This is a genomic window from Desulfovibrio sp. (genome assembly GCF_014803725.1).
Taxonomy (GTDB): domain Bacteria; phylum Desulfobacterota; class Desulfovibrionia; order Desulfovibrionales; family Desulfovibrionaceae; genus Desulfovibrio.
The window spans coordinates 1-22,226 of record NZ_JAAVBE010000001.1; the positions used below are offsets into that span (position 1 = coordinate 1).

Below are 22,226 nucleotides of genomic sequence, written 5' to 3' on the forward strand. Positions count from 1 at the left end.
CCCGGGCGCGGGCGGCTCTCGCGGCCTCCACGGCGCGGAGAAGTTCCGCCTCCGCCTCGGGGGAAGCCGGGGCCACGCCTTGCCTGAATTCCTCCAGCAGCGCCGGCACCCCGGCNGCCGNCGCNTNNAGNAGGCGCGCNCGCCAGNCNTCNGCNGCGTGNAAGCGCGCCACNTCNGCNGCGTCCCGCGCCTGGCGGCCGGCCATGGCCCGGCGCAGCGGCTCCTCGTCCACATCGCGCATGAGGCGCCCGATATACTGCTCCTGCCGGCGCCGGCCCTCGCGGTCGGTGAGGCGGTCGAGCAGGTCCATGGCCTCGGCGAGCTCGGGCGTGAGCGGAAGATTCGCGCGCTCGGCGGCGGTGAGGCGCGCGATCTCGAGGCCCAGGGCCTGGCGGGCGTGGCTGCCCCGCTTGTTGGCGGAGCGGCTGGGCTTTTCCGGGCGGTCGCCGTCCGGCTGGGGGGAGGAACGCTTGCGCGGCATGGGGCCTCCTTTGCGGTTCAGAAANAGAGCCCGAGGATGACGCCGACGAGCACCACCGGCGAGATGATGCCGTTGAGCGTGAAAAAGGCCATGTTGATGTGCGTGAGGTCATCGGGCTGCACCAGCCTGTGCTCCNACACGAGNAGGNCCCCGATGCCGGCGCAGATGGCGTACCACGGCCAGCCGAGCCCGGCCGCGAGGCCCGTGAGCGCGAGAAAGATGACCGTCATGACATGCGAGAAGCCGGCCAGCGCCAGGGCCGTCCTGGGCCCGAAGCGGGCGGGGATGGAGTGGAGCCCNTGGGCGAGGTCGCAGTCGAGATCCTGNAAGGCGNAATAGATGTCAAAGGCGCCCACCCAGAAGGTCACGGCGAAAAAGAGCAGCACCGGCGCGAGGCTCANGCTTGAAGGGTCCACGGCGATCCAGCCGGCCAGCGGCGCGAGGCCCAGGGTGGCGCCGAGCCAGTAATGGCAGAGCGGCGACACGCGCTTCAAGAGGCTGTAGGCCCCGGCGAAGAGCAGGGCCGGCACGGAGAGCCAGAGGCACAGGGAGTTCATGGCGGCGCATGCGGCGATGAAGATGGCGGACATGACGGCGCAGAAGGCNCGGGCCTGGCCCATGCTGATGGCGCCGGTGACGAGCGGGCGCCCCTTGGTGCGCGGGTTTTCGGCGTCGATGGCAACGTCGGCGATGCGGTTGAAGGTCATGGCGAAGGAGCGCACGGCCACCATGGCCACGGTGAGCAGCAGGAGGGCCCGCCACGGGGGCAGGCCGCGCGCGGCCAGCACGGCCCCGGCCCAGGCATAGGGCAGGGCGAAGATGGAATGCTCGATCTTGATCATCCGGCAGATGTCGCCGAAATGGCCGAAACTGATGCGCATGGCTCGCTCCGCGGAAAGGCCGGCCCCGCGCCCGNCATTGGACGCGNCGNNCGGAATGGCGTAGAACNGCCATCATAACGCGCTCGGCGCCGGCTTACAAGCTGGAGNGGGCGCATCTGCACCAGAACTGAAAAAGGAACATCCATGCCCCATCATGACCGGCCCGCCCCGGAGTCTCCGGCCACCGACATGCCCCAGCCCCGCCGTGACGACGTGAGCGGGCTGCACCTGCTCGGGGGCGGCTCCCTGCCCTCGGTGAGCGGTGGCCCCAGCCCCGCCCTGCTGGAGGCCTTCCCCAACCGCTATCCCCACCGGCCCTATGTGGTCAGCATCGCCTTTCCCGAGTTCACCTCGCTTTGCCCGGTGACCGGCCAGCCGGACTTCGGCACCATCAGCGTGGAATACGTGCCGGACNNNCTGTGCGTGGAGTCCAAGAGTTTCAAGCTCTACATGTTCGCNTTCCGCAACCACCAGTCCTTCATGGAGAGCATCACCAACACCGTCCTTGANGACCTCGTGGCCGTNCTCNCCCCGGCCTGGTGCCGGGTGAAGGGGCTCTTCGTGCCGCGCGGGGGCACGCGCATCCATGTTTTCGCCGAGGAGTTCAAGCCCCTCCCTTCGGAGAAGGACGCCGCCGTGCGCGCCGTGGTGGCCGCGTGGCGCGCCGAGCAGGACCCGCACCGGCCCTGAATCGGCCTGACATCATGCCGGGGCGCCCCCGGCGCAAAGGCTTGCGCGCCGCGCCGGCCTAAGGCATAGTCAGGGGCGCCCGGCACAGGGCCACGCGGAAAAGCCCGCGGGGCGCCCTGCCGGCCAGCGGAGNCACACCGGAACACATATGCCCACGCCCAGGAACTCCTCACCGCATGCGCCGCGCATCTCGCGCACGGCCAGGCGCGGCGCCGCCCTCCTTGTCTGGGGCGCGGGCATCGCGCTGCTCTTCGTGCTCGGCCTGTGGAACCTGGAGAGCAGCCGCCGCGACGCGGAAAACCGCCTCAGCGCCGAGGCCGGCCGCATGGCCGCGCAGCTCGCCACCCTGCTGGCGCTGCCCGCGTGGGACCTGGACGAGATCACCGCGCGCACCATCGTCATGGGCGCCATGGAGGACGAACGCCTCTACGCCATCAAGGTGGAGACGCGCCAGGGCATGCTCGAGGGCCAGCGCCGCAATTATCTCTGGGAGCCGGTCCCCTGGGATGACGAGCTTTCCGAGGATTGCGTCCAGGGCATGAACCCCCTCAAGGTGGAGGGCCAGACCGTGGGCTCGGTGGAGGTGTGGCTCTCCCCGCGCCTCATGGGCGAGGAGGAGGCGCAGCTTTTGGCGCGAGAGCGCTGGCGCTTCGGCCTCGCGGCCGCCATCTGGACGCTGGCGCTTGTGCTCCTGCTCTGGCTGTGGGGCGACCTCGCGGCCCTCAGGCGCCTCATCGGGCGCATCGGGAATCCCCCGGGCGGTGCGGACGGCCCCGACGCCAAGGCGGCGCCGGAACCCGTGGTGCTCGGCCTCGCGCCCCGCGCTCCCGAAGAGGGCGGGGAGGAGGGCTCGCCCGAGGCCGCGGCCGCAGCGGCGCCCCCTGTGGACCGCGACCTGGGGCGGCGCTTCCAGCGCAAGAATCCCGACACCTGGCGCGTGACCGCGGGCCTGTTCCGCCAGACCTTCGCCCGCGCGCCCCAGCTCATGCAGCGCCTCTATGCGGACGGCGAGACCGCGGGCCTCTGCCACCTCGGGCGCATGCTGGAGCAGGCCGCGCCCTGCCTGGGCGCTGCGCGCCTCACCGAGGCCGCCCGCCAGATGCAGGCGGCGCTCAACGACCCGGACTGCGAAACGCGCGCCCTGCCCGTGGAGGAATGCGCGCGGGCTCTGGAAGAAGTGCTGGCGGCGCTGGAGGGCGCCCGCAAGGGGCAAGGGGGCCAGTGATGGGTTTTTTCTCCAAGGTACGCCGCCTCTTTTCCGGCCAGGACAGGGCCGCTGACGCGCCCGAAGCCCCGCTTGTCGCGGAGGGCGCGGGCCAGCAGCCGGCGGACGCCCCGCACGCACCCGCCCCTGTGGCAGGAGCGACGCCAGCGGCAAGTGGCGCTGCCGGTGACGCCGCCCTTGTGCTGCGGCTGCGCGAGGCCGAGCCCCGGCTCTCGGCGTGGCTCGCCGTCATCCTCGACGGCGTGGACACGGCCGGGGACGAGCTCTGGCGCAGGCTCGGCGTTTTGCTCGGCGCGCTGGAAACACCACCCGGGGAGGCGGAGGCCTTCATCGCCGATTTCCGCACGTGGCTCACGCGCATGGAATACCGCCATGTGGAGGAATTCCGCTCCGAGCTCCAGTACCGCCTCGCGCTGGCCCTCGACCTCGAGGACGAGGAGGACGAGCGCAACCGCCTCTTCGTCAAGCTCACCGAGGGGCTGGCGCGCACGCGCGAGCAGTTCGCCCGCCGGCTGGACGGCCTTTTCGCGAGCCACGGCGAGCTCAACGACGCCTTCTGGGAAGAGCTGGAAGAGCTCTTCATCACCGCCGACCTCGGCTTCGAGACCTCGCTCGAAATGGTCTCGCGCCTCAGGGAGCGCGCGCGGCGCGAAAAGGTCACGGATACCGCCGGGGTTCGGCCGTTGCTCCTCGCCGAGCTGGAGGAGCTTTTCCGGCAGCCGCGCCGCATCGCCGCGGTGAACGCGCCAGAAGTGGTGCTCATGGTGGGCGTCAACGGCGTGGGCAAGACCACCACCATCGGCAAGCTGGCGCACCGCGCGCGCATGCAGGGCAAGAAGGTGCTCATCGCCGCGGCCGACACCTTCCGCGCGGCGGCCGTGGAACAGCTCGAGACCTGGGCGAAGCGTGCGGGCGCGGAGTTCCACTCCGGCGCGCAGGGGGCGGACCCGGCCTCGGTGGCCTGGCAGGCCATGGACCGCGCCGTGAAGGAGGGCTTCGACGTGCTCTTCGTGGACACGGCGGGGCGGCTCCAGACCAAGGTCAACCTTATGGAGGAGCTTGGCAAGATCCGGCAGGTGCTCGGCAAGAAGCACCCCGGCGCGCCGCACCGCTGCGTCCTCGTGCTGGACGCCACCACCGGGCAGAACGCGCTCTCGCAGGCGCATTTATTTAAGGAAGCCGCCGGCGCGGACGAGCTCATCCTGACCAAGCTGGACGGCACCGCCAAGGGCGGCGTGGCCATCGCCGTGGCCCTGCGCGAGAACCTCCCCATCACCTACGTGGGGCTTGGCGAGAAGATGGAAGACCTCAGGCCCTTTGACGGCGACGCCTTTGCCCGCGCCCTTCTGGGTGAGCCCGAGGCGGCAGCAGAAGCCGCGAAGTGAACGGTGGGAAATTTTTTTGAAATTTCTTGACGGCCGGGGGACTATCCGCTAAAACCTCTCCCGTCCCACAATTGTGAGACGATCCCTGGACGGCAGGGAAGGGCAGGTCGAGCCTGTCCTGCTGCGCCCGGGCGGAGCGGAATACGCCGCGCGCCGGGCTTTGACATTCGCAGGCGTTGCCAGATGCCGCATAATGTCGAGCCGTTCCAGCCCGATGACGGAGCCAGTGCGAGTTTCGCGCCGCAAGGCGCGCCGCGCGACCGGGGCTGTAAGGAAAAGGGGGAAAACCCCCGTTTGGCGACCCTGCGGGTCCCGCCAGTCACCGCCTCGCGGTGGCATGACCGGGCCGCGTCAGGGGCTTCCCGCGAATTTCGCGTGGCTGTGACGTGCGCCCGGCGTTCGTTTTTCCTCCACGCAGCCGGTCATCCCGGAGTTTTTCGCAGGAAGCGCCCCATATCGTCAGGGGTGTCGTGGTTTGCCGGCCGCACATGCGGCCGCGCCGGGTTTCCGCCTTCGGGCGCCCGGTTTTTTTGCAAATGGAGTAGGCATAATGACGACTGTCAGCAGCGATCGCATCCGGATCAAGCTCAAGGCCTACGATTACCGCATCCTCGACAAGGCCGTTGCGGAAATCGTGGACACGGCGCGCAATACCGGCGCGGGCGTGGCCGGGCCCATTCCCCTGCCCACCAATATCCACAAGTACACCATCCAGCGGTCGGTGCATGTGGACAAGAAGTCCCGCGAGCAGTTCGAGATGCGCATCCACAAGCGCCTCATGGATATTTTGGAACCCACACAGCAGACCGTCGATGCGCTCGGCAAGCTCTCCTTGCCCGCTGGCGTGGATGTGGAAATCAAGCTCTAGCGAGAGGCAGCCATGGCTGAGAAACTAGGAATCCTGGGTCGCAAGCTGGGCATGACCCGCATCTTCGCCGGGGACGGCGCGGCCGTCGCCGTCACGGTCATCGAGGCCGGCCCGTGCCCCGTCACCCAGATCAAGTCTGAAGCGAAGGATGGCTACAACGCCCTCCAGATCGCCTTTGAGAAGTCCAAGGCCAAGCATGTGACCAAGCCCATGCAGGGCCATTTCGCCAAGGCCGACGCCGGCCTGTTCCGCAAGACCCATGAGCTGCGCCTTCAGGGCGCGCCCGAGCACAAGCTCGGCGACGAGCTCACCGTCGAGATGTTCGCCCCGGGCGATGTGGTCAAGGTGACGGGCAAGAGCCTCGGCAAGGGCTATCAGGGCCGCATGCGCCGCTGGAACTTCGCCGGCTCCAAGGATACGCACGGCTGCGAAAAGGTGCATCGCAACAACGGCTCCATCGGCAACAACACCTTCCCCGGCCATGTGTTCAAGGGCCGCAAGATGGCCGGCCACTGGGGCGATGAAACCGTGACGGAGCTGGGCCTTCAGGTCGTCGGCGTGCGCCCCGAGGACAATGTCATCCTCGTCAAGGGTTGCGTGCCCGGCCCCAAGAACGGCCTCGTGCTGGTCCGCAAGCAGTAGGGGAGCGACATGGCTACCGTGAAAGTATATGACCAGAACAAGCAGGAGTGCGGCGAAGTGACGCTGGCCCCTGAAGTGTTCGAGATCGAGCCCCGGCCCGAGATTCTCCACTTCGTGGTGCGCGGGCAGCTGGCCGCCAGGCGCGCGGGCACGCACATGGCCAAGACCCGCGCCTATGTCTCCGGCGGCGGCGTCAAGCCCTGGAAGCAGAAGGGTACGGGCCGCGCCCGCGCCGGCTCCAACCGCTCGCCCGTGTGGCGCGGCGGCGCCATCGTGTTCGGGCCCACGCCCCGCGATTACAGCTTCAAGGTCAACCGCAAGGTCCGCGAGCTCGCGCTGCGCATGGCGCTCTCGAGCCGCCTGGCCGACAAGGGCCTGATGGTGGTGAAAAGCATCGAGATCGCCGAGCCCAAGACCAAGCTCTTCGCGGGCGTCGCCAAGACGCTCGGGCTTGGGAAGGCGCTCATCGTGGCCCCCGAAGTCAATGAAACCCTGATCCGCTCCTCGCGCAACATTCCCGGCATCAACTTCACCACGCCAGACCAGCTGAACGTGCTGGAGATCCTGCGGCACAAGCAGCTTGTGCTCATGGAAGGGGCCGTGGAGCCGGTTGAGGCGCGTTTTGCCAAGGGAGAGTAAGATGGACCTGACCACTGTTCTCCTCAAGCCCCTGCTCACGGAAAAAACGACCATGCTCAAGGACGAGGCCAACCAGGTGGCCTTCTACGTCCATCCGCAGGCGAGCAAGATCGAGATCGAGAAGGCCGTGGAAAAGGCCTTCGACGTGCATGTCACGGCGGTCAACATCGTGCGCCGCGCGCCCCGCAACAGGAAGCGCCAGGGCCGCGTCATCGGCCGCAAGCCCGGCTGGAAGAAGGCGTATGTGACGCTGGCCGAGGGCGATAAAATCGAGTTCTTCGAGGGGGTGTAGCCATGGCTGTCCGCAAGCTGAAACCGACCTCTGCGGGCCGCCGCTTCCAGACGGTTTCCGATTTTGAGGAAATCACGAGGACCAAGCCCGAGAAGTCGCTCACCGAGGGGCTGCCCAAGAAGGCCGGCCGCAACAACAACGGCCGCGTCACCAGCCGCCGCCGCGGCGGGGGCGTGAAGCGCCTCTACCGCATCATCGACTTCAAGCGCAACAAGATCGGCATCCCGGCCACCGTCGCCGAGATCGAGTATGACCCCAACCGCACGGCGCGCATCGCGCTTCTGCACTACGCCGACGGCGAGAAGCGCTATATCCTCGCCCCGGTGGGCCTCAAGCAGGGCGATGTGGTCATGAGCGGCGTGGACAGCCGCACGGGCCAGGTGGCGGACATCAAGCCGGGCAACGCCCTTGAGATGTCCCGCATCCCCGTGGGCACGGTGCTCCACAATATCGAGCTCTCGCCCGGGCGCGGCGGCCAGATGTGCCGCTCGGCCGGCACCTACGCCCAGCTCGTCGCCAAGGAAGGCAAGTACGCCCTTTTGCGCCTGCCCTCGGGCGAAGTGCGCCGGGTGCTCGCCTCCTGCATCGCCACGGTGGGCCAGGTGGGCAATATCTCGCACGAGAACATTTCGCTGGGCAAGGCCGGGCGCAACCGCTGGCTCGGGCGGCGCCCGCAGGTGCGCGGCGTGGCCATGAACCCCATCGACCATCCGCTCGGCGGCGGCGAGGGCAGGAGCTCCGGCGGCCGGCATCCCGTGTCCCCGTGGGGCATGCCTGCCAAGGGTTACAAGACCCGCGACAAGAAGAAGCCCTCCTCGCGGCTCATCGTCAAGCGCCGCGGCCAGAAGTAGGAGTAGACCATGCCCAGATCTTTGAAGAAAGGGCCGTTCGTCGACGGCCACCTGCTCAAGAAGGTCGACACCGCGGTGGCCAACAACGACCGCCGCGTGCTCAAGACCTGGTCGCGCCGCTCGACCATCCTGCCCGAAATGGTGGGGCTGACCTTCGCGGTGCACAACGGCAAGAAGTTCGTGCCTGTCTTCGTCACCGAAAACATGGTCGGCCACAAGCTGGGCGAGTTCTCGCCCACGCGCACCTTCCACGGCCATGCCGCCGACAAGAAAGCCAAGGCCGGCAAGAAGTAGGGTAGGGATATGGAATCGAGAGCCATTGCGAAATACCAGCGCGTCTCGCCGCGCAAGGCCCGCCTGGTCGCCCGGAACGTCCAGGGCCTCGGGGTGGAGGAGGCCATGAACCTCCTGCGCTTCACGCCCAACAAGCCCGCGGGCATCATTTACGGCGTGGTCAAGAGCGCCCTTGCCAATGCCTCCCAGCTCGGGGGCGTGGATGTGGACGCCATGGTGGTGAAGGAAGTGCTGGTCAACGAAGGCCCCACCTGGAAGCGCTTCATGCCCCGCGCCCAGGGCCGCGCCAGCAAGATCCACAAGCGCACGAGCCACATCACCGTCATACTCCAAGAAGGCAAGGAATAGGCTATGGGCCAGAAAGTACATCCGTTCGGCTTCCGGCTTGGGTACAACAAGAACTGGCAGTCCCGCTGGTTCAGCAAGAAGGAATACCCGGCCTTCGTCCAGGAGGACCACAAGATCCGCGCCTTCGTGAAGAAGCTCCTCTACCATGCGGGGCTCTCCAAGATCGAGATCGAGCGCGCGGGCGGCAAGGTACGCCTCATCCTTTCCACGGCCAGGCCCGGCATCGTCATCGGCCGCAAGGGGGTGGAGATCGAGAAGCTGCGCACCGACCTTCGCCAGAAGTTCGGCCGCGAGTTTTCGCTGGAAGTCAACGAGATCCGCCGCCCCGAGATCGACGCGCAGCTCGTGGCCGAGAACATCGCCCAGCAGCTGGAGCGCCGCGTGGCCTTCCGCCGCGCCATGAAGCGCACGGTCTCCATGGCCCGCAAGTTCGGCGCCGAGGGCATCAAGGTCACCTGCTCCGGGCGCCTTGCCGGGGCCGAGATCGCCCGCACCGAATGGTACCGCGACGGCCGCGTGCCCTTGCAGACGCTGCGCGCCGACATTGACTTCGGCTTTGCCGAGGCGCACACCACCTATGGCATCATCGGCGTCAAGGTGTGGGTCTACAAGGGTGAAATCCTTGACAAAGAGGTTGAACAATAATGCTTGCGCCCAAGAAAGTTAAATTCCGCAAGTGGCAGAAAGGCCGCTTGCGCGGCCTGGCGACGCGCGGCGCCTCCATCGCGTTCGGCGATATCGGCCTCAAGGCCATCCAGCACGGGCATCTTTCCAGCCAGCAGATCGAGGCCGCCCGTATCGCCATGATGCGCCACATCAAGCGCGGCGGCAAGGTCTGGATCCGCGTGTTCCCTGACCGCCCGGTGACGGCCAAGCCTCTTGAGACCCGGCAGGGCTCGGGCAAGGGCGCGCCAGTGGGCTGGTGCGCGCCGGTGAAGCCCGGCCGCGTGCTCTACGAGATCAAGGGCGTGAGCCTTGACCTGGCCCGCGAGGCGCTCACCCGCGCCGCGCACAAGCTGCCCATCAAGACCATCATCGTGGTAAGGGAGGGCATGTGATGGCTGCCAAGAAGAAAGGCGACAAGGAAGTCCGCGACGTGGCCGCCCTGCGCGCCATGGACGTGCCCGAACTGCGCGAGAAGCTGGCCGACGAGCGCGAGGAGCTGATGCGCACGCGCTTCCGTCATGCCGCCGCGGCCCTTGAAAAGACCTCCGAGCTCAAGGCCCGCCGCCGTCAGGTGGCGCGCATCGCCACCATCTTGAACGAAAAGGAACAGAGGGCCTGAACATGGAAGCTCTGGAACACCGCAAGGGCAGGACCATGACCGGCATCGTGGTGAGCGACAAGAACGACAAGACCATCGTCGTGCGCGTCGAGACCCTGGTGAAGCATCCCCTGCTCAAGAAGTATGTGCGCCGCCGCAAGAAGTTCACGGCGCATGACCCCATGAACGAATGCGGCGTGGGCGACAAGGTGCGGATCGTTGAGTATCGGCCCATGTCGCGCAACAAGCGCTGGCATCTCGTCAACATCCTCGAAAAAGCCGTGTAGGACAACGCCATGATCCAGGTAGAATCCACGCTCCAGGTCGCCGACAATTCGGGCGCCAAGAAGGTCGCCTGCATCAAGGTGCTGGGCGGTTCGCACCGCCGTTACGCCTCGGTGGGCGACATCATCATGGTCTCCGTCAAGGAGGCCATGCCCCACAGCAAGGTGAAGAAGGGCGACGTGATGAAGGCGGTCATCGTGCGCACGGCCAAGGAAGTGCGCCGCATGGATGGCAGCTACATCAAGTTCGACGGCAATGCCGCCGTTTTGCTCTCCAACCAGGGCGAGCCCGTGGGCACGCGCATTTTCGGCCCCGTGGCCCGCGAGCTGCGCGCCCAGAATTTCATGAAGATCATTTCCCTTGCGCCGGAAGTGCTCTAGGAGACCGCCATGAATATGTTTCGCATCCGCAAGGGCGACAATGTGATGGTGATCACCGGCAAGGACGCCGACAAGGACGTGCCGCGCAAGGTGCTCAAGATTTTGCGCAAGCATGGCAAGGTCCTTGTGGAAAAGGTGAACCTCGTCAAGCGGCACATGCGCGCCAACCCCTATGCCCAGCAGCCCGGCGGCATCGTGGAAAAGGAAATGCCCATCGCCATCTCCAATGTCATGGTGGTGTGCCCGGCCTGCCACAAGCCCACTCGCATCGGCTACCGCCGCATCATGGTGGACGGCAAGGAAAAGAAAGTGCGCTTCTGCAAGAAGTGCAACGAAGTCATGGAATAAGGTGAAACGATGACACGCCTTGAAAAGATATATCAGGAGAAGGTGGTCCCGGAGCTGCAAAAGGAGTTCAATTACACCTCCCCCATGCAGCTTCCCGGGATCGAGAAGATCTCCCTGAACATCGGCCTTGGCGCCGCCACGCAGAACAACAAGCTCATGGAGGAGGCCGTCAACGAGCTCTCCGCCATCGCTGGCCAGAAGGCCGTGATCACGCGCGCCAAGAAGTCCATCGCCGCCTTCAAGCTCCGCGAGGGCATGCCCATCGGCGCCCGCGTCACCCTGCGCAAGGACCGCATGTGGGACTTCCTCGACAAGCTCATGAACTTTGCCCTGCCCCGGGTGCGCGACTTCCGCGGCATCCCCGACCGCGGCTTTGACGGGCGCGGCAACTTCACGCTCGGCGTCAAGGAGCACACCATCTTCCCCGAGCTCGAGATCGACCGCGTGGAAAACCCCAAGGGCATGAACATCACCATCGTCACCTCGGCCAACACCGACAAGGAGGGCAAGTTCCTCCTCGACAAGCTTGGCATGCCCTTCCGCAAATAGGAGAACGCCATGTCCCGTACTTCCCTGGAAGTGAAGGCCCGGCGCAAGCCCAAGTTCAGCGCCCGCGCCTATAACCGCTGCCCGCTCTGCGGCCGCCCGCGCGCCTTCATGCGCCCGTTCGGCGTCTGCCGCATCTGCTTCCGCAAACTGGCCCTCAAGGGCGAACTCCCCGGGGTGCGCAAGTCCAGCTGGTAAGCCGGCTTGCGAGCCTTTCCGGGCGGGAGCTTTCGCGTTTCGCCCCGCGGGAAGTGGCGGCATGGGGCCGCGAACCCCGCGGACACAACCTCAGGAGCTTTCGATGCTGACAGATCCCATTGCGGATATGCTGACGCGCATCCGCAACGCACATTTGGCCCTGCACAAGGAAGTGAATGTGCCGCGCTCGAAGATGAAGGAGGCCCTCGCCGCCATCCTCAAGCAGGAAGGTTACGTCGAAGATGTGGCCGTGGACGGCGACGTCATCACCATTACCCTCAAGTACCAGAAGGGGCGCCCCGTCATCACGGGCCTGAAGCGCGTGAGCACGCCCGGCCGGCGTGTCTATGTGAACTCGCGCCAGATTCCCAGGGTGCAGAACGGCCTCGGCATTTGCATTCTCTCCACGTCCAGCGGTGTCATGGACGGCGCTACCGCCCAGGAAAAGAAGGTGGGCGGCGAACTTCTGTGCGAAATCTGGTAGGCGGTGTCATATGTCTCGCATAGGCAAATTGCCCGTTCCCGTCCCGGCCGGCGTTGAGGTCAAGATCGGGACGGATGTTGTGGAAGTGAAGGGGCCCAAGGGCACGCTCTCGACGCCCGTCTCCCCGCTGCTCAACTATGAGCTCGCCGACGGCCACGTCACCCTGACGCGCCGCGAGGAAACGCGCGAGAGCCGCGCCCAGCACGGCCTTCGCCGCACCCTGCTCGCCAACTGCATCGAGGGCGTGACCAAGGGCTTCTCCAAGGCACTGGAGGTCATCGGCGTGGGCTACCGCGTTGCCGTCAAGGGCAATGTGGTGGAGCTTGCCGTGGGCTACTCGCATCCTGTCATCGTGGATCTCCCCGACGGCATCAAGGCCGCCGTCGAGGGGCAGGTGCTCACCCTCTCCGGGGTGGACAAGGAGCTTGTGGGCGAGACTGCCGCCCGCATCCGCCGCATCCGCAAGCCCGAACCCTACAAGGGCAAGGGCATCAAGTACGTGACCGAGACCATCCGCCGCAAGGTGGGCAAGTCCGGCGGCAAGAAGTAGGGGCTCTCTATGAACGTAAGCAAGAACGAATCCCGGCAGCGCCGCAAGATCCGCATCCGCAAAAAGGTGCGCGGCACGGCGGAACGCCCCCGGCTTGTGGTCTTCAGGTCGAACATGCATATCTACGCCCAGATCGTGAACGACCTCGAAGGCGCGACCCTTGTCTCCGCTTCCACGCTCGCCCTCTCCAAGAGCGAGCCCGGCCTCCACTGCAACAAGGAGGGCGCCGAGCGCGTGGGCAAGGAAATCGCCCGCCTGGCCAAGGAAAAGAATATCAGCAAGGTGGTATTCGATCGCAACGGCTACATTTATCACGGCCGCATCAAGGCCGTGGCCGACGGCGCCCGCGAAGGCGGCCTGGAGTTCTGATATGCGTCAGGAAAACTCGAGCAACAGCGATGCCCAGCAGAACGAGCTGGGCGAAATCGAAAAGATCGTCTCCCTCAACCGCGTGGCCAAGGTGGTCAAGGGCGGCCGGCGTTTCAGCTTCAGCGCCCTCGTGGTCGTGGGCGACGGCAAGGGCGGCGTGGGCTACGGCCTCGGCAAGGCCCAGGAAGTGCCCGAGGCCCTGCGCAAGGCCACGGAGCGCGCCCGCAAGAACCGCGTGCGCATCCCCCTCTTGGAAGGCACCTTGCCCTATGAGGTGCTGGGCCGCTTCGGCGCCGGGCGCGTCATGCTGAAGCCCGCAAGCGAGGGCACCGGCATCATCGCCGGCGGCGCCGTGCGCGCGGTCATGGAGGCCGTGGGCGTGCGCGACGTGCTCGCCAAGGCCATCGGCACCAACAATCCCCACAATGTGCTGCGCGCCACCATGCAGGGCCTCGAAGCCCTGCGCAGCGCCGCCGAGGTTTCCGACCTGCGCGGCATGAAGCTCGAAGCCCCGAGGAAGTGACCATGGCCGAAATCAAAGTCAAGCTTGTGCGCTCGCGCATCGGCACCACGCCCCACCAGCGCAGGATGTTGGACGCCCTTGGCCTGAAGCGCATGCAGATGGTCAAGACGTTCAAGGACACCCCGGCCATCCGGGGCATCATCGCCAAGGTTCCGCATCTTGTGGCCGTCGTGGAATAGCGGTCGCGCGAGGAGAAGACTATGCAACTGCACGATCTCTATCCCTTTCCTGAAGAGCGCAAACAGCGCCGCAGGGTGGGCCGCGGCCAGGGCTCCGGCCTCGGCGGCACTTCCGGCCGCGGGCACAAGGGCCAGAACGCCCGCTCCGGCGGCGGCGTACGCCCCGGCTTTGAAGGCGGCCAGATGCCGCTCCAGCGCAGGCTCCCCAAGCACGGCTTCAAGAACGCCCTGTTCAAGATCCGCTACGACGTGGTGAACCTGGACACGCTGGCCGAGGCCTTCCCGGGCAAGACCGACATCACGCTGGAAGACATCTATGAGCGCCGGCTCGTCAAGGGCGGCTCCCTCGTCAAGGTGCTCTCCCGCGGCGACATCACCGCGCCCATGAACATCGAGGCCCACCGCTTCAGCCGCGCCGCCGTGGAGAAGATCCAGAAGGCCGGGGGCAAGGTGAACGAGCTTCTTGTGGAAGTGCTCACCGAGGCCCCGGAAGTGGTGGAAGAAGTTACGGAAGAAGTTGAAGCGAAATAGCCAGGGCTTCGGGATCTGACGCGCAAGGCTGCGGCATCACGGCCCCCGGGGGCTGTGATGCGCTTGCGCGTCTTGTCCCATCTGGCGCGGCGCAGCTGTGGGCAGCTCGGCTGCGCCGGGCCGCGGCGCCCGCGGCTTTTGTTCACAGTAAAGCACATCCGCTCCACGCGCGCCCCGGCGGGGCAGCACAAACGAGAACGAGTCTTGCATGGCAACGGGAACGGCAAATACGATGGCGGGCCAGCCGGCCCTGGCGAAACGCCTGGGCTGGACCTTCCTCATCCTGTGCTGCTACCGGATCGGCGTCCATGTGCCGATCCCCGGCGTGAACGCGTCCGCCCTGGCCTCCTTCTTCGACAGCATGGCCGGAACGCTGTTCAGCCTTTTCGACATGTTCTCCGGCGGCGGCCTGTCCAACGTCTCCGTATTCGCGCTCGGCGTCATGCCGTACATCTCGGCGTCCATCATCATGCAGCTGTTGCAGGTGGTGAGCCCGGACATCAAGCGCATGGCCCGCGAGGAGGGCCAGGCCGGCCGGCGCAAGATAACGCAATACACCCGTTACCTCACGGTGCTCATCACCCTGGTGCAGGGCCTCGGCATCGCCGTGGGCCTCGAGAACATGACGAGCCCGGCGGGCACGCCGGTGGTGCTGCATCCCGGCTGGGAATTCCGCATCGTGACCATGATCACCTTCACTGCGGGCTCGGTGCTCGTCATGTGGCTGGGTGAGCAGATCACCGAGCGCGGCATCGGCAATGGCATCTCGCTCATCATCTTCTGCGGCATCGTGGTCGGCATCCCGCGCGGCATCATCCAGTCCTTCGCGCTTATCGAGGCCGGCGACATGAGCATCTTCATGGCCATCGTCATCCTCGTGTTCATGGCCGCGGTGACGGTCTGCATCGTCTTTGTGGAGCGCGCGCAGCGGCGCATCCCCATCAGCTACGCCAAGCGACAGGTGGGTCGCAAGATGTTCGGCGGCCAGAGTTCGCACCTGCCCCTCAGGCTCAACACGGCCGGCGTCATCCCGCCCATCTTCGCTTCGTCGCTTTTGCTCTTCCCGGCCACTGTGGGTCAGTTCTCGGGCAATGAGTATGTGCGCCGCGCGGCCGAGTTCTTCTCGCCCAACGGGCTCATGTACAATGTGCTCTATGTGGCGCTGATGTTCTTCTTCTGCTACTTCTACACGGCCATCATCTTCGACCCCAAGGAAATGGCCGAGAACCTGAAGAAGGCCGGCGGCTTCATCCCGGGCATCCGGCCCGGCGAAAAGACCGCGGAATATATCGACAACGTGCTCTCCCGGCTCACGCTCTCGGGCGCGGTGTATATCTCCCTCGTCTGCCTCATGCCCATGCTGCTCATCCGCAACTTCAACGTGCCGTTCTACTTCGGCGGCACGAGCCTGCTCATCCTGGTGGGCGTCGCCATGGACTTCATGAACCAGGTGGAATCCCACATGATCTCCAGCCAGTACCAGGGCCTGATGCAAAAGGCCCGCAGGAGCGGCCGGGCTTAGGGCCGGCGGTGGGGCGATGAAAAAGTACCACGGCGCCTATATCAAGAACGACCGCGAGATCGCCTGCCTGCGCGAGGCCAACCGCATGGTGGCCAATGTCCTCGATGCGGTGGGCGACATGGTGGCCCCGGGCGTGACCACGAAGCAGTTTGAGGAGCTCGCGCGCGACATGTGCGCGGATTACAAGGTCAAGCCCGCCTTCCTCGGCTATTGCGGCTATCCCTTCGCCACCTGCTGCTCGGTGAACGAGCAGGTGGTGCACGGCTTCCCCTCCGACCGGCCTCTTGAAGAGGGGGACATCGTGAGCGTGGACATGGGCGTGGTGTTTGAAGGCTTCGTGGGCGACGCGGCGCGCACCTACCCGGTGGGCCGGGTGAGCGACGAGGCCCGGCGCCTCATGCGCGTCACCGAGGAAAGCCTCTATGTGGGCATCGAGCAGGCGCGGCCGGGCAATGACGTGTACGCCATCGGCGCCGCCATCCAGAAGCATGTGGAGGCGGCCGGCCTCGGCGTGGTGCGCCGCTTCGTGGGCCACGGCGTGGGCGCCAAGATGCACGAGAAGCCCGAGGTGCCCAATTTCCGGCCGGCGAGCCCCGGGCTCACCCTGCACAGCGGCATGGTCATCGCCATCGAGCCCATGGTGACGCTCGGCACGCACGAGGTGGACATCCTCGACGACAAGTGGACGGCCGTCACCAAGGACGGCAAATGGGCCGCGCATTTCGAGCACAGCGTCGCCATCACGCCCGACGGCCCGAAGATCCTGAGCATTTCCGACAGGGGGCTCAACAGGCACACCATTGCCGCTTGACAAGTTGGCACAACACGGCTAAAGATTTCCGTTCTTGCCAGACGGAGCGGCGCGCGCCCAAGCGGCGTTGGCGCAGGCCCCGTTTTTCGGCGAAATCGGCACACGCCATGTGGAGTAGCGAGATGAAAGTCAGACCGTCCGTCAAGAAAATATGCCCCAAGTGCAAAGTCATCCGGCGCAAGGGAGTGCTTCGAGTCATCTGCGAAAACCCCCGGCACAAGCAGCGCCAGGGCTAGGGCAGGAGAACGATTGTGGCGAGAATAGCAGGTGTTGATTTGCCGCGCGGCAAAAGGGTGGACATTGCGCTTACCTATATCTACGGCATCGGCCGTACCACTGCCCTGAAGATNCTGGATACCACCGGGGTCAACTGGGAGCGCAATATTGACGATCTCTCCGCCGATGAGGTCAACGAGATCCGCAAGGAGCTCGAGCAGCACTACAAGGTGGAAGGCGACCTGCGCCGCGAGGTTTCGGGCAATATCAAGCGGCTTATGGACATCGGCTGCTATCGCGGCCTGCGGCATCGCCGCGGGCTCCCCGTCCACGGGCAGCGCACGCACACCAACGCGCGCACGCGCAAGGGGCCGCGCCGCGGCGCCGTGGGCAAGAAAAAGTAATCGGCTCCTCCATCCAGCCAACTTGAGGGACAGTCATGGCAAGACCCAAGAAAGCGGTCAAGAAAAAGGAAAGGAAGAACGTGCCTCTGGGCATCGCCCACATCCAGGCCTCGTTCAACAATACCATCATCACCTTCACGGACACGCGCGGCAACGCCATTTCCTGGGCNTCCGCCGGNCAGAGCGGCTTCAAGGGCTCGCGCAAGTCNACNCCNTTCGCCGCCCAGGTNGCCGCCGANACGGCCGCCCGCAAGGCGCAGGAAAACGGCATGCGCACCGTGGGCGTCTATGTGAAGGGCCCNGGCTCCGGCCGTGANGCGGCCATGCGCGCCATCGCCGCCGCCGGCTTCCGCGTNGCCTTCATCCGTGATGTCACGCCCATCCCGCACAACGGCTGCCGNCCGCCCAAGCGCCGGCGCGTNTAGTTTCGCGGANCTCCACCGCGNCGNACCAACGAAGAGGAANNATCCATGGCCAAATATACGGAAGCCAAATGCCGTCTCTGCCGCCGCGAGGGCTGCAAGCTNTTNNTGAAGGGCGACCGCTGCTTCACCGACAANTGCGCCTATGAGCGCCGCCCCTACGCCCCNGGCCAGCACGGCCGCGCGCGCAAGAAGGTCAGCGAATATGCNGTNCAGNTNNGNGANAAGCAGAAGACGCGGCGCGCNTACGGNGTGCTGGAGCGCCAGTTCCGCGGCTATTTTGAAAAGGCCGAGATGCACCGCGGCGTCACCGGCACCAANCTGCTCGTCACNNTNGAGCGCCGNCTCGANAANGTGGTCTANCGNCTGGGCTTTGCNNGCTCGCGCGACCAGGCCCGCCAGATGGTGCGCCACGGCCTGTTCACGCTCAACGGCCGCAAGGTGAACATCCCCTCGCTNCAGGTGCGCGTGGGCGATGTCATNGANGTGCCGGAAAAGAACCGCAANATCCCCGCGCTGGCCGTGGCCCAGGAGGCCGTCGCGCGCCGCGGCTGCCCCNNCTGGCTNGAGGCNGACGGCGCGGCCTTCAAGGGGACGGTGAAGGCGCTTCCGCAGCGTGACGANATCCAGTTCCCCGTCAACGAGCAGCTCATCGTCGAACTTTATTCGAAATAAGCCGGGGGCCNCATGCTTATCAAACAGGGCGANCGCCTCATCAATGCGCGCAACTGGTCGGAGCTCGTCAAGCCCGAGCAGATCCTNCGCGATGAGGAAAACGCAAGCGNCACNTACGCCAAGTTCATNTGCGANCCGNTGGAGCGCGGCTACGGCACCACCATCGGCAATGCCATGCGCCGCGTGCTNCTGGCCTCGCTTCAGGGCGCGGCCTTCGTGGCNGTGCGCATCANNGGNGTGCAGCACGANTTCACCACCATCCANGGCGTTCTGGAAGANGTGACNGACGTGGTGCTCAACCTGAAGCAGGTGCGCCTGCGCATGGANACGGACGAGCCCCAGCGNCTCANCCTGCGCGCNGACAAGAAGGGCAATGTCACCGCNGCCATGATNNAGGCCAACCAGCATGTGGAAGTGCTNAACCCNGANCTGCACATCGCCACCCTNACCGAGGACATCCCGCTGGAAATGGAGCTNGAGGCGCGCATGGGCAAGGGCTATGTGCCCGCNGACATGCACGANGGCCTCGCCGAGGAGATCGGCCTCATCAAGCTGGACTCGAGCTTNTCGCCCGTGCGCAAGGTGGCCTACACGGTGGAGCAGGCGCGCGTCGGCCAGATGACNAANTATGACAAGCTCATCCTCGAGGTCTGGACNGACGGCTCGCTCACGCCNGAGGACGCCGTGGCCTACAGCGCCAAGATCATCAAGGACCAGATCTCGGTCTTCATCAACTTNGACGAGCGCGTNTCCGGCGACATGCACCTCGGCGTGGGCGACAACAGCGANCTCAACGAGCATCTCTTCAANAGCATNGACGACCTCGAACTCTCCGTGCGGGCCACCAACTGCCTGCGCAGCGCCAATATCGCCACCGTGGGCGAGCTCGTGCAGCGCTCCGAAAGCGAGATGCTCAAGACCAAGAACTTCGGCCGTAAATCCCTGGACGAGATCAAGAGTGTGCTTCTGGACATGGGGCTTGATTTCGGCATGAAGGTGGACGGCTTCGACAAGAAGTACCAGGAATGGAAAAGGAAGCAGCAAAATGAGGCATAGCAATTCCGGCAGAAAATTCTCGCGGACGCCCTCGCACCGCAAGGCCATGTTGCAGAATCTCGCCAAGGCGCTGCTCATTCATGGCAAGATCCGCACCACCGAGATGAAGGCCAAGGATCTGCGCCGCGTCGTGGAGCCGCTCATCACCCTTGCCAAGCGCAATGACCTTCACGCCCGCCGTCTCGCGTACCGTGTGCTCAACGACCACGCGCTCGTCAAGCACCTCTTTGACGAGGTGGGCCCCATCTTCGCCGAGGTTCCGGGCGGCTATACGCGTGTGCTCAAACTCGCCACGCGCCGGAAGGGCGACAATGCCCCCATGGCCATCATCGAGTTTTCGCGCACGGCGCAAGCCCCCGCCGAGGCCAAACCGGCCGCGTAGCTGCGGCGCGCCCGCCTGCGGGCTCGATGAACCAGACACTTCCCGGGGGCCGCACGGCCCCCTTTTTCTTGCCCTTGCCGGGGAATGCCCCGCGGGGCAACCCGTTCTCCCACAGCGCGGCGGGCGCGTCAGCCCTGGGCCGCTCGCTTGCCATCGCCGTCTTCGGCCTTATATTGGTAGGCGGCCGGAAAGCGCGGCCATGCCCGGCAAGGCCCGGGCCGCGCGGCTTGCGGGCGCCCCGCGTCCATGCTAGATTTCCCCGATTTGCGAGGGTGGCGGAACTGGCAGACGCACTGGACTTAGAATCCAGCGCCTTCGGGCATGGGGGTTCAAGCCCCCCCCTTCGCACCACTGCCGACACCGGCCAGAAACCAAAGGAGCCCCCTGTGGAATACAGCGTCGAAGACATTTCCCCGGTCAAGAAAAAGGTGAGCATCACCATCGCGCCGCAGGAGGCGGAGGCCGCCATTCTCGGCGCTGTGGCCCTGTACAAGGATTCGGTCCAGATGGACGGTTTCCGCAAGGGGAAGGTCCCGCCTTCCGTGGTGGAGCAGCGCTTCCATGACCGCATCTATGACGAGGCCCGGCAGGACCTCATCAATGTGCACATCAATGAGGTGATGCAGAAGCTCGGTGTGCAGCCGGTGTCCGGTATCACCGTGAACGGCGCCGAGGCCCCGCTCGAACGCGGCAAGGGCTACGCCTACACCATGGAGTTCGAGGTGCTGCCCACCTTCGATCTGCCGCCCTATGAGGGCCTTGAGGTGGAGCAGGAGGCCGTGGGCGTGGACGACGCCGAGGTGGCGGAAGTCATCGAGCGCATCCGCCGCGACCGTTCGAAGCTCGTTCCCGTGGACGGCACCGCGCCCGCCGTGGACGGCCAGATCGCCAATATCGACTTCGAGGCTTTTGAGAACGGGGAGCCCGTGCCCGGCATCAAGGCCGAGGGTTTTGACCTCGCCCTGGGCGAGCGCGAGGCGCTGGAAGATTTCGAGGCGCTCGTCAAGACCATCCGTCCCGGCGAGGAAGGCGAGGCCGAAATCACCTTTCCCGCCGATTTCGTGGCCCATGACCTCGCCGGCAAGACCGTGACCATGAAGGTCAAGGTGCATGCCGTCAAGGAGCGCCAGCTTCCGGCGCTGGACGACGAGCTCGCCAAGCAGATGGGCCAGGAGAATGTGGAAAAGCTCAAGGCCGCCATCACCGACAGCTATGTCAAGACGCGCGAGCGCCTGCACAAGGGCGCGGCGCAGAAAAAACTCCTCGACAGCCTGCTCAGGATGGTGGACTTCCCCCTGCCCGAGGCCATGCTTGAGGCGGACATGCGCACCCTGATGACCGACCTCGCCGTGCGGCTCGAGCGCCAGGGCAAGCGCCTCGACTCCCTCGGCAAGACCGAGGAGGAACTGCGCAAGGAACTCCTGCCCCAGGCCGAGGAGGCCACGCGCAGCCTTGTCCTCCTGCTCGCCATTGCCAAAAAGGAGGGCCTTGAGGTCAGCGACCAGGAAGTGCTCGCCCAGATCTACCAGAACAGCCTCCGCAGCGGACAGGACTTCAAGACGCTGCAGCAGGAATATGAGCGCAGCGGCCTCATCTTCCTGCTTCGCGACCGCCTCCTGGCCGACAAGGCCATGGATCGCGTTTACGCCAAGGCCAAGGTGAAGGAAGTGCCCGCGGCCGATACCGCGGCTGGCGCCAAAGGCGCCGACAAGGCTGCCGGCAAAGACGCCGCGGATGCTCCCGAAGCCGGCGCGGAGAAGCCCGAAGCCCCCGGCGCCATGCCGTATTTCGGCGCGCGGCCTGCTGTCTTCGGGCCGCGCGCCTTTCCCGGTTCCCCCCAGCGCGGCCGGAAGCCTCCGGCCGCAGACACGACGAGGCATGCCATGTCGCTCATTCCCATGGTCATCGAAACCACAGGCCGTTCGGAACGCGCCTATGATATTTATTCGCGCCTGCTCAAGGACCGCATCGTCCTTCTGGGCACCGAGGTCAATGACACCGTGGCCTCGCTCATCTGCGCCCAGTTGCTCTTTCTGGAATCGCAGGACCCGGAAAAGGAGATCAGCCTCTACATCAACTCCCCCGGCGGTTCGGTGACGGCCGGCCTCGCCATCTATGACACCATGCGCTACATCACCGCGCCGGTCTCCACGGTGTGCATGGGCCTCGCGGCGAGTATGGGGGCGTTTTTGCTGGCCGCGGGCGAGCCCGGCATGCGCTTTGCACTCCCCAACAGCCAGGTGATGATCCACCAGCCTTCGGGCGGCTTTCGCGGGCAGGCCACGGATGTGGAGATCCACGCCCGCGAGATCCTGCGCCTCAAGGAAAAACTCAACCGCATCCTCGCCGACAATACCGGCCGTCCTTATGAGGAGGTCGTGCAGGCCACGGAGCGGGACAATTTTTTGACTCCGGAGGAAGCCAAGGACTTCGGCATCATCGACAAGGTCCTGGTCTCCCGCCACGACGCTGCCAAGGACAACAA

At 65.7% G+C, this 22,226-nt stretch carries 35 protein-coding genes, 1 tRNA gene and 1 pseudogene; 35 read left to right on the top strand and 2 right to left on the bottom strand.

Annotated elements, in window-relative coordinates; genetic code table 11:
• The coding region (yjgA, locus tag HDR50_RS00005; protein WP_291354846.1) for a ribosome biogenesis factor YjgA at window positions 1-481 on the bottom strand (481 nt) is incomplete at its 3' end.
• A gap of 17 nt (window positions 482-498) precedes the next feature.
• Window positions 499-1,362 (bottom strand): UbiA-like polyprenyltransferase, encoded by an 864-nt coding sequence (locus HDR50_RS00010; RefSeq protein WP_291354847.1) that lies wholly within the window; start codon window positions 1,360-1,362, stop codon window positions 499-501.
• Between the two features lie 189 nt (window positions 1,363-1,551).
• On the opposite strand from HDR50_RS00010, the gene queF reads away from it, so the two are divergent.
• The 35 genes and pseudogenes from queF to clpP all read left to right on the top strand — a co-directional run.
• On the top strand, window positions 1,552-2,052 hold the full coding sequence (queF, locus tag HDR50_RS00015) for a preQ(1) synthase (RefSeq protein ID WP_291354893.1): 501 nt from the start codon (window positions 1,552-1,554) through the stop codon (window positions 2,050-2,052).
• A gap of 148 nt (window positions 2,053-2,200) precedes the next feature.
• On the top strand, window positions 2,201-3,277 hold the full coding sequence (locus HDR50_RS00020) for a hypothetical protein (RefSeq protein WP_291354848.1): 1,077 nt from the start codon (window positions 2,201-2,203) through the stop codon (window positions 3,275-3,277).
• Window positions 3,277-4,662 carry a signal recognition particle-docking protein FtsY gene (gene ftsY / locus HDR50_RS00025; RefSeq protein WP_291354850.1) on the top strand — a complete coding sequence of 462 codons (1,386 nt, stop codon included), beginning with the start codon at window positions 3,277-3,279 and terminating at the stop codon, window positions 4,660-4,662. Before HDR50_RS00020 ends, ftsY begins: the two co-directional genes overlap by 1 nt.
• A 550-nt stretch (window positions 4,663-5,212) precedes the next feature.
• Window positions 5,213-5,530 (top strand): 30S ribosomal protein S10, encoded by a 318-nt coding sequence (gene rpsJ / locus HDR50_RS00030; RefSeq protein WP_006008400.1) that lies wholly within the window; start codon window positions 5,213-5,215, stop codon window positions 5,528-5,530.
• A 12-nt stretch (window positions 5,531-5,542) separates the two neighbouring features.
• Complete coding sequence (gene rplC / locus HDR50_RS00035; protein ID WP_291354852.1) at window positions 5,543-6,172, top strand: 50S ribosomal protein L3; 630 nt, start codon at window positions 5,543-5,545, stop codon at window positions 6,170-6,172.
• A 9-nt stretch (window positions 6,173-6,181) separates the two neighbouring features.
• Window positions 6,182-6,811 (top strand): 50S ribosomal protein L4, encoded by a 630-nt coding sequence (gene rplD / locus HDR50_RS00040; protein WP_291354854.1) that lies wholly within the window; start codon window positions 6,182-6,184, stop codon window positions 6,809-6,811.
• Window position 6,812: 1 nt separating this feature from the next.
• Window positions 6,813-7,103 (top strand): 50S ribosomal protein L23, encoded by a 291-nt coding sequence (gene rplW, locus HDR50_RS00045; RefSeq protein WP_165075521.1) that lies wholly within the window; start codon window positions 6,813-6,815, stop codon window positions 7,101-7,103.
• A 2-nt stretch (window positions 7,104-7,105) separates the two neighbouring features.
• Window positions 7,106-7,954, top strand: a complete 849-nt coding sequence (gene rplB, locus HDR50_RS00050; RefSeq protein WP_291354858.1) for a 50S ribosomal protein L2 — start codon at window positions 7,106-7,108, stop codon at window positions 7,952-7,954.
• A 9-nt stretch (window positions 7,955-7,963) separates the two neighbouring features.
• Window positions 7,964-8,248 (top strand): 30S ribosomal protein S19, encoded by a 285-nt coding sequence (gene rpsS / locus HDR50_RS00055; RefSeq protein WP_165075528.1) that lies wholly within the window; start codon window positions 7,964-7,966, stop codon window positions 8,246-8,248.
• A gap of 9 nt (window positions 8,249-8,257) precedes the next feature.
• On the top strand, window positions 8,258-8,596 hold the full coding sequence (rplV, locus tag HDR50_RS00060) for a 50S ribosomal protein L22 (RefSeq protein WP_165075531.1): 339 nt from the start codon (window positions 8,258-8,260) through the stop codon (window positions 8,594-8,596).
• A gap of 3 nt (window positions 8,597-8,599) precedes the next feature.
• Window positions 8,600-9,241: a 30S ribosomal protein S3 gene (rpsC, locus tag HDR50_RS00065; RefSeq protein ID WP_165075536.1), complete on the top strand. Its 642-nt coding sequence runs from the start codon at window positions 8,600-8,602 to the stop codon at window positions 9,239-9,241.
• Window positions 9,241-9,654, top strand: coding sequence for a 50S ribosomal protein L16 (gene rplP, locus HDR50_RS00070; protein WP_165075558.1), 414 nt, complete (start codon window positions 9,241-9,243; stop codon window positions 9,652-9,654). Before rpsC ends, rplP begins: the two co-directional genes overlap by 1 nt.
• Window positions 9,655-9,710: 56 nt before the next feature.
• Window positions 9,711-9,881: a 50S ribosomal protein L29 gene (gene rpmC, locus HDR50_RS00075; protein ID WP_291354895.1), complete on the top strand. Its 171-nt coding sequence runs from the start codon at window positions 9,711-9,713 to the stop codon at window positions 9,879-9,881.
• Between the two features lie 2 nt (window positions 9,882-9,883).
• Complete coding sequence (gene rpsQ, locus HDR50_RS00080) at window positions 9,884-10,147, top strand: 30S ribosomal protein S17 (protein ID WP_165075589.1); 264 nt, start codon at window positions 9,884-9,886, stop codon at window positions 10,145-10,147.
• A 9-nt stretch (window positions 10,148-10,156) separates the two neighbouring features.
• A complete protein-coding gene (rplN, locus tag HDR50_RS00085; protein ID WP_008685833.1) occupies window positions 10,157-10,525 on the top strand; it encodes a 50S ribosomal protein L14 in 369 nt (122 codons plus the stop codon).
• Window positions 10,526-10,534: 9 nt separating this feature from the next.
• The gene (gene rplX, locus HDR50_RS00090; protein ID WP_291354868.1) at window positions 10,535-10,873 is read left to right on the top strand and encodes a 50S ribosomal protein L24; all 339 of its coding nucleotides are present in this window, start codon (window positions 10,535-10,537) and stop codon (window positions 10,871-10,873) included.
• A gap of 9 nt (window positions 10,874-10,882) precedes the next feature.
• Window positions 10,883-11,422: a 50S ribosomal protein L5 gene (rplE, locus tag HDR50_RS00095; RefSeq protein WP_165075595.1), complete on the top strand. Its 540-nt coding sequence runs from the start codon at window positions 10,883-10,885 to the stop codon at window positions 11,420-11,422.
• A gap of 9 nt (window positions 11,423-11,431) precedes the next feature.
• Window positions 11,432-11,617 carry a type Z 30S ribosomal protein S14 gene (locus HDR50_RS00100; protein WP_291354870.1) on the top strand — a complete coding sequence of 62 codons (186 nt, stop codon included), beginning with the start codon at window positions 11,432-11,434 and terminating at the stop codon, window positions 11,615-11,617.
• A gap of 103 nt (window positions 11,618-11,720) precedes the next feature.
• A complete protein-coding gene (gene rpsH, locus HDR50_RS00105; RefSeq protein ID WP_165075601.1) occupies window positions 11,721-12,101 on the top strand; it encodes a 30S ribosomal protein S8 in 381 nt (126 codons plus the stop codon).
• A 10-nt stretch (window positions 12,102-12,111) separates the two neighbouring features.
• Complete coding sequence (rplF, locus tag HDR50_RS00110; RefSeq protein WP_291354873.1) at window positions 12,112-12,651, top strand: 50S ribosomal protein L6; 540 nt, start codon at window positions 12,112-12,114, stop codon at window positions 12,649-12,651.
• 9 nt (window positions 12,652-12,660) lie between these two features.
• Complete coding sequence (gene rplR, locus HDR50_RS00115) at window positions 12,661-13,020, top strand: 50S ribosomal protein L18 (RefSeq protein ID WP_165075607.1); 360 nt, start codon at window positions 12,661-12,663, stop codon at window positions 13,018-13,020.
• A 1-nt stretch (window position 13,021) separates the two neighbouring features.
• A complete protein-coding gene (rpsE, locus tag HDR50_RS00120; protein WP_165075610.1) occupies window positions 13,022-13,543 on the top strand; it encodes a 30S ribosomal protein S5 in 522 nt (173 codons plus the stop codon).
• Window positions 13,544-13,545: 2 nt separating this feature from the next.
• Window positions 13,546-13,722 carry a 50S ribosomal protein L30 gene (gene rpmD, locus HDR50_RS00125; protein WP_291354876.1) on the top strand — a complete coding sequence of 59 codons (177 nt, stop codon included), beginning with the start codon at window positions 13,546-13,548 and terminating at the stop codon, window positions 13,720-13,722.
• 21 nt (window positions 13,723-13,743) lie between these two features.
• Window positions 13,744-14,253, top strand: a complete 510-nt coding sequence (gene rplO / locus HDR50_RS00130; RefSeq protein WP_291354878.1) for a 50S ribosomal protein L15 — start codon at window positions 13,744-13,746, stop codon at window positions 14,251-14,253.
• A gap of 208 nt (window positions 14,254-14,461) precedes the next feature.
• Window positions 14,462-15,775, top strand: coding sequence for a preprotein translocase subunit SecY (gene secY / locus HDR50_RS00135; protein ID WP_291354880.1), 1,314 nt, complete (start codon window positions 14,462-14,464; stop codon window positions 15,773-15,775).
• A 16-nt stretch (window positions 15,776-15,791) separates the two neighbouring features.
• Entirely contained in the window at window positions 15,792-16,586 is a 795-nt protein-coding gene (gene map / locus HDR50_RS00140; RefSeq protein WP_291354882.1) for a type I methionyl aminopeptidase, read from the top strand.
• Between the two features lie 122 nt (window positions 16,587-16,708).
• Window positions 16,709-16,822: a 50S ribosomal protein L36 gene (gene rpmJ, locus HDR50_RS00145; RefSeq protein WP_005027799.1), complete on the top strand. Its 114-nt coding sequence runs from the start codon at window positions 16,709-16,711 to the stop codon at window positions 16,820-16,822.
• Between the two features lie 15 nt (window positions 16,823-16,837).
• The gene (rpsM, locus tag HDR50_RS00150) at window positions 16,838-17,206 is read left to right on the top strand and encodes a 30S ribosomal protein S13 (RefSeq protein WP_291354884.1); all 369 of its coding nucleotides are present in this window, start codon (window positions 16,838-16,840) and stop codon (window positions 17,204-17,206) included.
• A 35-nt stretch (window positions 17,207-17,241) separates the two neighbouring features.
• Window positions 17,242-17,631, top strand: coding sequence for a 30S ribosomal protein S11 (gene rpsK, locus HDR50_RS00155; RefSeq protein ID WP_291354885.1), 390 nt, complete (start codon window positions 17,242-17,244; stop codon window positions 17,629-17,631).
• Window positions 17,632-17,676: 45 nt separating this feature from the next.
• The gene (rpsD, locus tag HDR50_RS00160) at window positions 17,677-18,303 is read left to right on the top strand and encodes a 30S ribosomal protein S4 (protein WP_291354887.1); all 627 of its coding nucleotides are present in this window, start codon (window positions 17,677-17,679) and stop codon (window positions 18,301-18,303) included.
• Window positions 18,304-18,315: 12 nt separating this feature from the next.
• Window positions 18,316-19,359, top strand: a complete 1,044-nt coding sequence (locus HDR50_RS00165; RefSeq protein WP_291354889.1) for a DNA-directed RNA polymerase subunit alpha — start codon at window positions 18,316-18,318, stop codon at window positions 19,357-19,359.
• A complete protein-coding gene (rplQ, locus tag HDR50_RS00170) occupies window positions 19,349-19,741 on the top strand; it encodes a 50S ribosomal protein L17 (protein WP_291354891.1) in 393 nt (130 codons plus the stop codon). The genes HDR50_RS00165 and rplQ overlap by 11 nt, the downstream gene beginning before the upstream one ends.
• Before the next feature lie 266 nt (window positions 19,742-20,007).
• Window positions 20,008-20,092 (top strand) — tRNA-Leu (locus HDR50_RS00175).
• A 35-nt stretch (window positions 20,093-20,127) separates the two neighbouring features.
• Window positions 20,128-21,402: pseudogene (gene tig / locus HDR50_RS00180) on the top strand (trigger factor); the annotation flags it as partial.
• A gap of 222 nt (window positions 21,403-21,624) precedes the next feature.
• Window positions 21,625-22,226 (top strand): ATP-dependent Clp endopeptidase proteolytic subunit ClpP (clpP, locus tag HDR50_RS00185; protein ID WP_291354897.1); only part of this gene is annotated, 602 nt, incomplete at its 3' end.

What these genes read in the sequence shown, in the direction of transcription:
- rplQ (WP_291354891.1), top strand. Translation starts at nt 19,349, where the DNA reads ATGAGGCATAGCAATTCCGGCAGAAAATTCTCGCGGACGCCCTCGCAC.
- rplB (WP_291354858.1), top strand. Translation starts at nt 7,106, where the DNA reads ATGGCTGTCCGCAAGCTGAAACCGACCTCTGCGGGCCGCCGCTTCCAG.
- rplE (WP_165075595.1), top strand. Translation starts at nt 10,883, where the DNA reads ATGACACGCCTTGAAAAGATATATCAGGAGAAGGTGGTCCCGGAGCTG.
- HDR50_RS00020 (WP_291354848.1), top strand. Translation starts at nt 2,201, where the DNA reads ATGCCCACGCCCAGGAACTCCTCACCGCATGCGCCGCGCATCTCGCGC.
- rplF (WP_291354873.1), top strand. Translation starts at nt 12,112, where the DNA reads ATGTCTCGCATAGGCAAATTGCCCGTTCCCGTCCCGGCCGGCGTTGAG.
- rpsH (WP_165075601.1), top strand. Translation starts at nt 11,721, where the DNA reads ATGCTGACAGATCCCATTGCGGATATGCTGACGCGCATCCGCAACGCA.
- rplO (WP_291354878.1), top strand. Translation starts at nt 13,744, where the DNA reads ATGCAACTGCACGATCTCTATCCCTTTCCTGAAGAGCGCAAACAGCGC.
- HDR50_RS00100 (WP_291354870.1), top strand. Translation starts at nt 11,432, where the DNA reads ATGTCCCGTACTTCCCTGGAAGTGAAGGCCCGGCGCAAGCCCAAGTTC.
- rpsE (WP_165075610.1), top strand. Translation starts at nt 13,022, where the DNA reads ATGCGTCAGGAAAACTCGAGCAACAGCGATGCCCAGCAGAACGAGCTG.
- rplR (WP_165075607.1), top strand. Translation starts at nt 12,661, where the DNA reads ATGAACGTAAGCAAGAACGAATCCCGGCAGCGCCGCAAGATCCGCATC.
- rplV (WP_165075531.1), top strand. Translation starts at nt 8,258, where the DNA reads ATGGAATCGAGAGCCATTGCGAAATACCAGCGCGTCTCGCCGCGCAAG.
- rplN (WP_008685833.1), top strand. Translation starts at nt 10,157, where the DNA reads ATGATCCAGGTAGAATCCACGCTCCAGGTCGCCGACAATTCGGGCGCC.
- rpsJ (WP_006008400.1), top strand. Translation starts at nt 5,213, where the DNA reads ATGACGACTGTCAGCAGCGATCGCATCCGGATCAAGCTCAAGGCCTAC.
- rpmJ (WP_005027799.1), top strand. Translation starts at nt 16,709, where the DNA reads ATGAAAGTCAGACCGTCCGTCAAGAAAATATGCCCCAAGTGCAAAGTC.
- rplX (WP_291354868.1), top strand. Translation starts at nt 10,535, where the DNA reads ATGAATATGTTTCGCATCCGCAAGGGCGACAATGTGATGGTGATCACC.
- map (WP_291354882.1), top strand. Translation starts at nt 15,792, where the DNA reads ATGAAAAAGTACCACGGCGCCTATATCAAGAACGACCGCGAGATCGCC.
- ftsY (WP_291354850.1), top strand. Translation starts at nt 3,277, where the DNA reads ATGGGTTTTTTCTCCAAGGTACGCCGCCTCTTTTCCGGCCAGGACAGG.
- rpsC (WP_165075536.1), top strand. Translation starts at nt 8,600, where the DNA reads ATGGGCCAGAAAGTACATCCGTTCGGCTTCCGGCTTGGGTACAACAAG.
- rpsS (WP_165075528.1), top strand. Translation starts at nt 7,964, where the DNA reads ATGCCCAGATCTTTGAAGAAAGGGCCGTTCGTCGACGGCCACCTGCTC.
- rpmC (WP_291354895.1), top strand. Translation starts at nt 9,711, where the DNA reads ATGGACGTGCCCGAACTGCGCGAGAAGCTGGCCGACGAGCGCGAGGAG.
- rpsQ (WP_165075589.1), top strand. Translation starts at nt 9,884, where the DNA reads ATGGAAGCTCTGGAACACCGCAAGGGCAGGACCATGACCGGCATCGTG.
- rplW (WP_165075521.1), top strand. Translation starts at nt 6,813, where the DNA reads ATGGACCTGACCACTGTTCTCCTCAAGCCCCTGCTCACGGAAAAAACG.
- rplC (WP_291354852.1), top strand. Translation starts at nt 5,543, where the DNA reads ATGGCTGAGAAACTAGGAATCCTGGGTCGCAAGCTGGGCATGACCCGC.
- rplP (WP_165075558.1), top strand. Translation starts at nt 9,241, where the DNA reads ATGCTTGCGCCCAAGAAAGTTAAATTCCGCAAGTGGCAGAAAGGCCGC.
- rpmD (WP_291354876.1), top strand. Translation starts at nt 13,546, where the DNA reads ATGGCCGAAATCAAAGTCAAGCTTGTGCGCTCGCGCATCGGCACCACG.
- rplD (WP_291354854.1), top strand. Translation starts at nt 6,182, where the DNA reads ATGGCTACCGTGAAAGTATATGACCAGAACAAGCAGGAGTGCGGCGAA.
- secY (WP_291354880.1), top strand. Translation starts at nt 14,462, where the DNA reads ATGGCAACGGGAACGGCAAATACGATGGCGGGCCAGCCGGCCCTGGCG.